The organism is Amycolatopsis sp. NPDC003861, from assembly GCF_053605405.1.
In genome coordinates, this window is the sequence record NZ_JBSGJD010000101.1 from 24,248 (window position 1) to 30,836 (window position 6,589).

General features: G+C 72.0%; 5 protein-coding genes and 1 tRNA gene. 5 read left to right on the plus strand and 1 reads right to left on the minus strand.

Features of this window, described 5'->3' with window-relative positions; translation table 11 throughout:
• Positions 1-217: 217 nt before the first annotated feature.
• The 5 genes from ACWEVN_RS24420 to ACWEVN_RS24440 all read left to right on the plus strand — a co-directional run bounded on the left by ACWEVN_RS24420 (position 218) and on the right by ACWEVN_RS24440 (position 6,073).
• Positions 218-289: transfer RNA gene (locus ACWEVN_RS24420), tRNA-Glu, on the plus strand.
• Between the two features lie 170 nt (positions 290-459).
• Complete coding sequence (locus ACWEVN_RS24425) at positions 460-2,562, plus strand: hypothetical protein (protein ID WP_452052820.1); 2,103 nt, start codon at positions 460-462, stop codon at positions 2,560-2,562.
• 138 nt (positions 2,563-2,700) lie between these two features.
• The gene (locus ACWEVN_RS24430; RefSeq protein ID WP_452052821.1) at positions 2,701-3,564 is read left to right on the plus strand and encodes an alpha/beta fold hydrolase; all 864 of its coding nucleotides are present in this window, start codon (positions 2,701-2,703) and stop codon (positions 3,562-3,564) included.
• Positions 3,565-4,028: 464 nt separating this feature from the next.
• Positions 4,029-5,426 (plus strand): MFS transporter, encoded by a 1,398-nt coding sequence (locus tag ACWEVN_RS24435; RefSeq protein WP_452052822.1) that lies wholly within the window; start codon positions 4,029-4,031, stop codon positions 5,424-5,426.
• Between the two features lie 14 nt (positions 5,427-5,440).
• Positions 5,441-6,073, plus strand: a complete 633-nt coding sequence (locus tag ACWEVN_RS24440; protein ID WP_452052823.1) for a TetR family transcriptional regulator — start codon at positions 5,441-5,443, stop codon at positions 6,071-6,073.
• Here the strand turns inward: ACWEVN_RS24440 and ACWEVN_RS24445 are convergent.
• The gene (locus ACWEVN_RS24445) at positions 6,070-6,240 is read right to left on the minus strand and encodes a hypothetical protein (protein WP_449683079.1); all 171 of its coding nucleotides are present in this window, start codon (positions 6,238-6,240) and stop codon (positions 6,070-6,072) included. The two genes, ACWEVN_RS24440 and ACWEVN_RS24445, sit on opposite strands and share 4 nt — an antisense overlap.
• Between the last annotated feature and the right edge of the window lie 349 nt (positions 6,241-6,589).

A 6,589-nucleotide genomic window follows, 5' to 3' on the forward strand; every position in this document is an offset into this window, starting at 1 on the left:
GCACTTCTCGGGGCTCCCTGTCATGACGTAGCCGCGTCGTGGTCCAGGGAGCCGCCCGCCGGGAAACCGGGCCGGGCGGCTTTTTTCTTGAAATCGGCGAGCTTGGGAAGCGGCGCGGCCTCCAAAACCGCGGCCAGAGGGTTCGACTCCTTCCGCCGGTGCTCTTTTTCCCGGCATTCGTCTTCGCTGCAACCAGTGCGCGGACGCGAATGCGCTCGGCGCGTTGGTCCAGCGGTACGGATCCCCGGTTCTCACCCGGGAGACCCGGGTTCGACTCCCGGACGCGCTACCTTGGCCGAAGCCGAAGGAGACGAGGCCCCGGGTTGTGGTCCCGGGCGAAGCCGGTGCGAGTCCGGTCGGCCAACCCACGCGTGCGGTTCGGTAACCAGCGGGGCCTCATAAGCTCCGCCGACGTGGTTCGACACCACGGCGCGCGACCACCTACCCGGGGGAACTTCCATGCTGCAGACGATCATCAGCCACACCTTGCGCGTCCCGCGTGCCGACGCACCGGCCGGCGACGGGTCCGCCGTCGCCCGGCAGCTGGACGTCGTGCTGCTCAGCGTGGGGTTCAAGGCCGATCGCGCGCTGCTCGGCCACCTGTCCACCGTGGCGCCCGGCGCGGCGATGGACCTCGCCGCGGCCGTCGTCGGTGCCGTCCGCGGCCTGGTCGGCGACCACGTGCGGCACAACGCCTACTTCAAGAAGTTCCCGCGCCGCGTGCCGGACACCGTCGAGTTCTGGGTCTCCTGCCTGCGCCACACCGGCGGGGACGACGTCGTCGACCTGCTCACGCTGCCGGGCTACGGCCGCTACCAGCACAGCTTTGCCGACCTGCTCGCCGCGCACGACGAGCTGGTCGCGTCGATCAAGGACCGGGTGACCGTCGTCCACTTGGGCGGCACGCTCGAGGAAGAAACCCGCGCACTGTACCGATCCTTGGCCGAGTCCGGCACCCCGCTGGGGGAAGCCGACCTGCAGCTGCTCGCCGAGCTGGCCGTCACCTGCGGCGACGTCGAGCTCGAAGCCGTGCCGGTGCGCGAAAACCGGGCCGTGCTCAACGCGGTCCGGCTGGCGGAAGGCCGCCCGCTGGTCGCGGTCGACACCGTCGTCGACGTGCTGCGCACCGCGTGCCAGGCCAGCGGCGGCGACGTCACGCTGGCCGAACCGACCCGGTTCCGCAGCTTCCGCCGCCGCGAGCGGCGCATCCTGCTGGCTGCGCTCGACGGCGTGGTCGCGGGCAGCGCGGGCAAGCTCGGTGACGTCTCTCGCTTCGCCGAGCGGTTCAAGCGACTGGGCACTTACCTGCACCCGTACGAGACCACGGCGTACCCGGGCGCGCGCGAGGTGTTCGACGTCGCCCGCGGCGACCGCAAGGTGTCCTCGGTGGCCGGCCGTGCGGAGCGCGCGTTCGCCGACGGCGACGTCTCGCGCGCCGCCGAGGTGCTGACCGCCGCGCCGGGCCTGTTCATGCGATCACTGGATCGGTTGCTGCGGCAGGCCGATCCGGTCGACGACGTCCTCGCCGCGGCCGGCACGGTGCTGGGTTCGGTGTCCGGCCGGGTGCTGTGCTCCGTGCGTGAGCACCTGCTGAACCGCGCCACACCGGACGCCGCCCGTGTGTTCACGACGCGCAGCCGTCGCGCGTGGGTCGCCGCCGACACCCGCCCGCCGCTGCCGCGCGAAGTGATCGCGCGGGTGAGCGACCTGATCGACGCCGAACTCTCCGCACGGCTGCCGGCCGGCGGGCGGCTGGTGGTCGACCCGGCCGTGCTGGACGTCGCGCTCCCGCTGTCGGGGAAGGCGAGCGAGGACGGGTTCGCCGTGCTGCCGCGCGGTTCGCGCACCCACGTCGAGGGGGAAGTGCTGCGGTTCTTCACCTATTGGCGGCAGGCGCGGGAAACGACCGACTTCGACCTGTCGGCGTTGCTGCTGGACGCCCGCTTCCGGTACGCCGGGCACGTGTCGTGGACCAACTACCACGACGGCGGCGCGGTGTACTCGGGCGACCTCACCGAGGCGCCGCACGGGGCGACCGAGTTCATCGACATCCCGCTGGACTCGCTCGGCGCCGCGTACGTCGTGCCGCAGGTGAACGTCTTCTCCGGCGAGGGTTTCGACGACGTCGCCGAGTCGATGTTCGGCTGGATGCTCCGCGACCGGGCGCAGGCCGGCGCGCCGTTCGAGCCCCGCACCGTGCGGACCCGCTCGGACCTGCGCGGGCGCGGGCGCGTCGCGCTGCCGATGGTCTTCGGCCGCGACCGGGCCGGTACGTGGACGGCGACCTGGCTGCACCTCTACCTGTCCGGCTCGCCCCGGTTCAACCGGCTCGAGACGAACCAGGCGAGCACGAGCGTGCTGGCGCGCGGCCTGGTCGAGCGGAAGTACCTGACCGTCGGGTACCTCGTCGGGCTGATGCGCGACACCGAGGTGAGCGTGTGGGAGCCCGGTGCGCGGCCGGCCGAGCCGGTCACGTACGTCGGCCTGCACCGGCCGGAGGGGCTGCCCGAGGGGTCGACCGTGCTCACGCTGGAAACGCTCAACCGGTTGGTCCCGGCCTGATAGTCTTATCGATGCGAGGCCATGAGCGGGCTTCCTTCTCCTCTGTAAACGGCTTAGCCCGCTCGCCTTCCTCGCCTCGGCGGAAATTGTCGGACCCCTCGTCTAACGTCTCGATGAGACCAGACGAGGGGAGTCCCGATGACCACACACACCTTGGAAACACCCGAAGCCGACATCGTCTACGACGTGCACGGCCCGGCGCCCGCCGAGAGCCCGCGGCCACCGCTGTTCATGATCGGGCAGCCGATGACGGCGGAGGGGTTCGGCGCGCTGGCGTCGCACTTCGCCGACCGCACGGTGGTCACCTACGACCCGCGCGGGCTCGGGCGCAGCGTCCGCAAGGACGGGCGAGAGGACCACGTCCCGGCCGTGCAGGCGGAGGACATCCACGCCGTCATTTCCGCGCTCGGCGCCGGGCCGGTGGAGGTGTTCGGCAGCAGCGGGGGCGCGGTCGCCGGGTTCGCGCTGGTGACGGCGCACCCGGAGGCCGTGAGCACGCTCGTCGCCCACGAGCCGCCGATCGTCGCGTCCCTGCCGGACGCGGCCGCGGCCGAGCGGGCCGGCCAAGCGGTGCGGGATGCTTACGAGGCCAAGGGGTTCGGCGCCGGAATGGCGGCGTTCTTCACGATGACGTCGTGGCAGGGCCCGTTCACCGACGCGTACTTCGCACTCCCACTGGCGGACCCGGTCCAATTCGGACTCCCACCCGAGGACGACGGCCGCCGCGACGACCCACTCCTGACCGAACGCACCCTGGCGGTGAGCGCGTACCGGCTCGACGTCCCGGCCTTGGCCGCGGCCCCGACGCGGATAGTCGTGGCGGTCGGCGAGGAATCGCGGGAGGTGTACACCGGCCGCGCGGCCATCGGAACGGCGACGCAGCTCGGCCAGGAGGCGACGGTGTTCCCGAGCCACCACGGCGGTTTCCTCGGCGGTGAGTACGGCTATGCCGGCCAGCCGGAGGCCTTCGCCTGGAAGCTGCGGGAGGTGCTTGAAGGCTGAGTCCCGCCCCGCTCGCGCCGGTCATTGACCGGCTCGAGGTTGCGGCGGCGGCGTACGGCCGCCGGTCGGCTCGAGGTCGGGGCGGCGTGCGTCGCGGCCGGGCCAGCGATCGGCGCTTCGGCGCGCTGCCGGCTCGAGCTCGGGGCGGCGATTGGCACGCCGGGCCGCTCGTGTGGACGGTGCCGAGCAGCGGCGTGCTGCCGGCTTGAGCTCGCGGCGGCGTGCGTCGCCACCGGGGCGGTGATCGGCGCGGCCGGATTGCGCGGGCGGATGTCGGCGCGCAGCGGCGGTGCCCGTGGCGGCGCCGTGGCTGGCCGAAGCCTTCGTCAACCAACTCCAGGAGGTCCTCAGGAACGAACCCCCACTTCTCCAACGCCCGCCGGACTCAATCAAACGTTTGGTTGACAGAGTCGTCCGGTTGGTTGACGATGGCTGCGTCAAGGTCGTCGCTGGGGAGGTACGTCGTGGAAAAGCACGCGCTCAGGTGGTGGGCACTGGCGGTTGCGGTCCTCGCGGTGCTGGTGGACATGATCGACAACCAGATCGTCGCGGTGGCGCTGCCGACCATCCGGCGGGAGCTCGGCACCGGCGAGGCCGCGCTGCAGTGGATTTCGGCCGGCTACGCGCTGGGCTTCGCGCTCACGCTGATCACCGGCGGGCGGCTGGGTGATCGGCACGGGCCGAAGAAGCTGTTCGTGGCGGGCATGCTCGTGTTCACCGCCGCCTCGCTCGGGGCCGGGCTGGCCGGGCACGCCGGTGTGCTGATCGCCGCGCGGGTGGTGCAGGGGGTCGGCTCCGGGCTGATGGTGCCTCAAGTGCTGTCGTTCGTCCACGCGGAGTTCGACGAGCGGGAACGCCCGAAGGCGATGGCCTGGTACGCGGCCGCCTTCCCGGTCGGCGGGCTCGCCGGGCCGCTGCTGGGTGGGGCGCTGACCGAGGCCGACCTGTTCGGCACCGGCTGGCGGGCGATCTTCCTGGTGAACCTGCCGATCGGCGTGCTCGCGCTGGCCGGTGCGCTGGTCACCATGCCCGGCCGGCCGGGGTTCCTCCGGCACCGGATGGACCCCGTCGGGCTGGGGCTGCTGACCGCCGTGCTGTCCGCGATCTTCTACCCGCTGGTGCAGGGGCGCGAGCTGGGCTGGCCGGCGTGGTCGATCGCGCTGCTGGTGGCGGCCGTCCCGCTGGCCGGCGTGTTCGCGTGGCACCAGCGGCGCCAGTTCCGCCGCGGCGGCGAACCGCTGCTCCCGCCGGACCTGCTGCGGCAGGTGGCCGGCAGCCAGGCCGTCCTGCTCTGCGTCAACACCGGCGTCGGCGTCTTCTTCGTCCTGACGCTGCACCTGCAGCTCGGGCTCGGCTTCACGCCGTGGGAAGCGGCTCTGACGTTCGCGCCGTCGACGCTCGGCATCGTCGTGGGCAACGTCCTGGCCATGCGCCTCGCCCCGAAGCTCGGGCGCGCATTCACCGCCGGCGCCGTCGCCGTGCTGCTGGCCGGGCTGGTCGTGCTCGCCGTGCTGGTGTCGCAAGTGGACACTGCGCTGCGCGGCTGGGAACTGCTGGTGCCGGTGGTCGCCGTCGGGCTCGGCATGGGTGCGGTGCTGAACGCGCTGTTCGCCACGTCGATGGCGGGGATCCGGCCCGAGCAGGCCGGCGCGGCGTCCGGCGTCGTGAACACCACCGTCCAGCTCGGCACGGCGACCGGCATCGCCTTGTTCGGCACGGTCTTCTTCACCCGGCTGGGCAGCGGATCCGCGTCGGCGACGGCGGGCGCGCTCGCGGTCAGCGCCGGGGTGCTCGTGCTGGCCCTCGTCCTGACGGCGGCGCTGCCTCAACCGTCTGTTCGACAGAGTCAAGCGGTTGGTTGACGTATAGTCGCGGCGTGACCGCGTCGAAGCCCCGCCGTTCGCCGAAGCCCCAGGAGCGCCAACGGGATCCGGAGCGCACCCGCCGGCTGATCCTGGAGGCGGCGGCCGCGGAGTTCGCGGCGAAGGGCTACGCCGGCGCGCGGATCGCGGCGATCGCGGCGCGGGCCGGGGTGAACCAGCAGCTGATCTCGTACTACTTCGACGGCAAGGAAGGCCTGTACCGGGCGATGTCGGAGGGGTGGGGACAGCGGCAGAGCGAACTGATGGCGCCGGACCTGCCGCTGTCCGAACAGGTCCGGCGGATGGCTCTGGAAACGTTGGAAAGCCGCGATGGCGTCCGGCTGCTGGCGTGGTCGGGCCTGGAGTACGAAGGCCCGGACACCGACCCCGACCACGCGCCGCGCACGCAGCGCCTGACCGGGACGGTGGAGCGGCTCGGCGCGCTGAAGGCCGAGGGCCGCCTCCCGGGCTGGGCCGACCCGGAGTGCCTCACGGTGCTCCTGATGGCGGCGGCGATGGCCCCGGTGACGTTGCCGCACGTGGTCGACGGCCTGACCGGGACGCAGGCGGACGCGCCCGAGTTCGTCCGGCGGTACGCCGACCAGCTGGCCAGCCTGATCGAGCACCTGGAGTCCACCGGCCCTTAGTGCGTGACGGGTTCGGCGGCGGCGGTCGCGGTGGCAGCCGGCGCGGCAGGCCCGGGCGTGCTCGCCGGAGCACTGGGCCCGGCCAGCGCCAGCCCGGCGAACAGCGCGACCAGGACGATGCCCAGCGCGGTGCGGAGAAGGGCGGAAACGGAACAGACGACCATCATGGCAGACTCCTCGGAATTCCCCGGTGAACGGGATTCGGTGGATTTCACGGTGGTTTCGCGAAATTCCGGTCTGTATCGATGGTGCGCGCCGGACACCGGTCGCGACAAGGTGTTTCCCGTTGCCGGCAACGGCTTTCGCCGGGGAAACCCACCTCGCCGGCTCGGAACTCAATGCGTGGTCATGACGGCAACCTCACCCTGGACTTCGACTTCACTGCGGTTGATCGCCGCGACGGAAGCCTTCGCTACCCCGCCGGGCGCGGTGGCCAGTTAGTGTCCAGCTTTTGACCTGTTTTCCCCAGGGCAGACCTACCGCGGCCGTCGTGAGTGGTAAGGCGGGTTCTAACCC